Consider the following 2,760-nt stretch of genomic DNA (forward strand, 5'->3'; position numbering starts at 1 on the left):
ATCAATGAAATTTCAAGAAGAACTGGATTTTGTTGGTCAACGGTGAAGAAATATGCAGACAACGATCAGTTACCTGAAGAAAAAATACCTGTCAAGAAAGGAATGATGTATGAGGAAAAGTGGGGAGAAATTGTCATTGATTGGTTATTGGAAGATTATGCACTCAAAAAGAAATTAAGAAGAAAAAACACGAAAATATTTGAGCAGTTACAGGAATTGGGTTTTCCGGGTTCTTATCGCACCGTATGTAACTTTATCAAGGAGTGGAAGGATAAAACATTAGACGAAGCTGATGAAATGAAAGAGGAATATGAAAGACTGACTCATCCTCCCGCTGAAGCTCAAGTAGACTTTGGTATTACGGAAGCTGTCGAGGATGGGAAAGTGAAAGATATTCATTGCTTAATCATGAGTTTTCCATATAGTAACGGTGGACTTGCCGTTCCCTTACCTTCTGAAAACCAGGAGTGTTTTCTGGAAGGGCTCAAAGTACTTTTTAAACAAGCAGAATTTGTCCCGAGAAAGCTTCGTTTGGATAATCTCTCGGCGGCCGTGGTTAAGGCAAGGAGCCGTGGTCAGGAAACAATTTTCACTGACGCTTTTCAACGTTTTGCGAGTCATTATGGATTTGAAGCGCAGGCTTGTAATCCAAGAAAAGGGAACGAAAAGGGACATGTGGAAAATAAGGTTGGGTATGTGCGTTATAATTTTTTCACTCCATCTCCAGTTATTAAGAATTTAGCGCACTTACGTGAATTATTATTCGAGAAATGTAAAGATGATCATCAACGTTTGCATTATAAAAAAGGTGTCGTTATTGCAGATTTATTAGAGGAAGAGAAGAAATACGGTTTGGCTTTGCCTGAAGCAGATTATCCGGTATTTAAACAATCAATGGTAACCGCTAATAAATATGGAGAAGTGCGGATTGACGGAGCGTTAATACACGTGCCTCAAAGTTACATTACAGTAAGTTACATTTAATTCAGTACTGGGATCATTATAAAGTTGTTTCTCCTAACGGAGAGCTGCTTTGTAAAGAACCTAGACCATATATGAATCAAGCGAGAGAAATACCTTGGCAATCCATATTACAAAATTGGAGACGCAAGCCACGTTCCATTGTGTATTCCAGGTATTATCCTTACCTGCCTGGAAGAATAGCTCATTACTTAAATATCGAATCCATGAAATTAAGAAAAGAGCGTATAGAGTGGTTACTAAGTTTAATGATCAATCATGATATGCAAGAAATAGATGAACAATTCTATGAATTATTACCACAAGAAAATCAGTTTGATGCGAGTTTGGATGATACTACGAACCACCCTTACGATGTAGATTGGAGTATTTATGATTCCCTCCAGCCTACTGTTAAGGGAGGAGGTATAACATGACTGATGTGATTAGAGAAAAATGTAAATCACTTCGTTTAGCATACGTTGCGGACCTGTATGAGAAGATTCCCTTCGAGAACCCACAACAATATTTAATGGATTTATTACAACAGGAAATTGAGTTAAGGGAAATCGCCAAAGGAGAACGTTTAATTAAAAAAGCAAAATTTATGAATGAAAAGGAACTAGAAGATTATCAATGGGGCGACCATATTCATTTCCCAGCAAATCTCGACAGAGATAGCCTTGAGTCCCTCTCATTTATCAAGAGGAAAGAGAATGTAATTTTATCAGGGGCACCGGGAACTGGAAAGTCGCATCTGGCGACAGCATTGGGCCGAAAAGCTTGTAGAAACGGATATGAGGTCCGTTTCTACCGGGTCGCTGATTTAATAGAGTTATTGGAAAAATCATGGGCCGAAGGTCGATTTCAACAGTTTCGTAATCGATTTAATAAAGTCGATATGATTATTCTCGATGAAATGGGCTACGTGCCATTCAGCAAGGATGGAGCTGAATTACTATTTCAATTAATTTCCGACTGGTATGAACAGAAAAGCCTTGTCATTACGTCCAATTTAGAGTTTAGTCAGTGGAATAAGATATTTGCGGACGCACGTCTTACAGCTGCCTTAGTGGATCGAGTGATCCATCACGCACACATTTTAAGTTTCACCGGAGATAGTTACCGTGTAAAACACGCTCTATCTAATCGATAATATCAATGCAAATATGGGCTGGCAAAGTTCTAAACTTTTCGTTGCAATCTTCTAAACTTTTTGCTTGCAAAACACAAATGGAGACAGTTATCGCATGAAACATAGAACTTCTATCTTTGGAGCAAAAACTGCTTCAAATTAATTATCGAAAACTGTATCTTTTTACTTGACGGTTACAAAGGTGCATGGTAATGATCGTAATAAAGTATTTTACCTTGTTATCCAAAAGCAATTAACTCAAAAAGAACGTACTTTTTCAAAAATCAAACGAGAAAATAATGATAAAAGAGAGATATTACTTTACAAACCCTACGTAGAAGTTACCGAGTAATATCTGGATCCATTCAAAAGATTTACAGATAAGCGCTTATTATTGTTCAAAATTTTAAACTACCTTATAGTAATAACTCAGCTTTCGCAGTCCAAAATCTTGTTTAAATGCTTGATGTAAATGGTTTTGGGAAGTACAAAATTATCATTTGACATTTTTTAAAACATAAAGAAAGACACCTATTCATTTGGTAAAATATTGGTGACGAAACCAAATCCAAAAGAAAGGTGTCACCACTATGATAACGAATAAAGACTACTTTGCGCAATTACCAAAAGAAATTAAACAAGGATTTTCCGAATTAAATATTGGA

Annotated in this window: 3 protein-coding genes; all 3 read left to right on the top strand. The window is 36.7% G+C overall.

The genetic code is table 11. The features are described from left to right. Positions 1-984 (top strand): IS21 family transposase (gene istA / locus GJS40_RS12770; RefSeq protein WP_270898243.1); only part of this gene is annotated, 984 nt, incomplete at its 5' end. Between the two features lie 71 nt (positions 985-1,055). Further along, positions 1,056-1,397 (top strand): hypothetical protein, encoded by a 342-nt coding sequence (locus tag GJS40_RS12775; protein ID WP_270898244.1) that lies wholly within the window; start codon positions 1,056-1,058, stop codon positions 1,395-1,397. After that, positions 1,394-2,116, top strand: coding sequence for an IS21-like element helper ATPase IstB (gene istB, locus GJS40_RS12780; protein ID WP_270898245.1), 723 nt, complete (start codon positions 1,394-1,396; stop codon positions 2,114-2,116). Before GJS40_RS12775 ends, istB begins: the two co-directional genes overlap by 4 nt. Positions 2,117-2,760 lie beyond the last annotated feature (644 nt).

It is taken from the genome of Aliibacillus thermotolerans (genome assembly GCF_027853235.1).
GTDB lineage: Bacteria > Bacillota > Bacilli > Bacillales > Marinococcaceae > Aliibacillus > Aliibacillus thermotolerans.

Excerpts from the sequence above, each read along its gene's own strand:
- istB (WP_270898245.1), top strand. The coding sequence starts at position 1,394 with ATGACTGATGTGATTAGAGAAAAATGTAAATCACTTCGTTTAGCATAC.
- GJS40_RS12775 (WP_270898244.1), top strand. The coding sequence starts at position 1,056 with ATGAATCAAGCGAGAGAAATACCTTGGCAATCCATATTACAAAATTGG.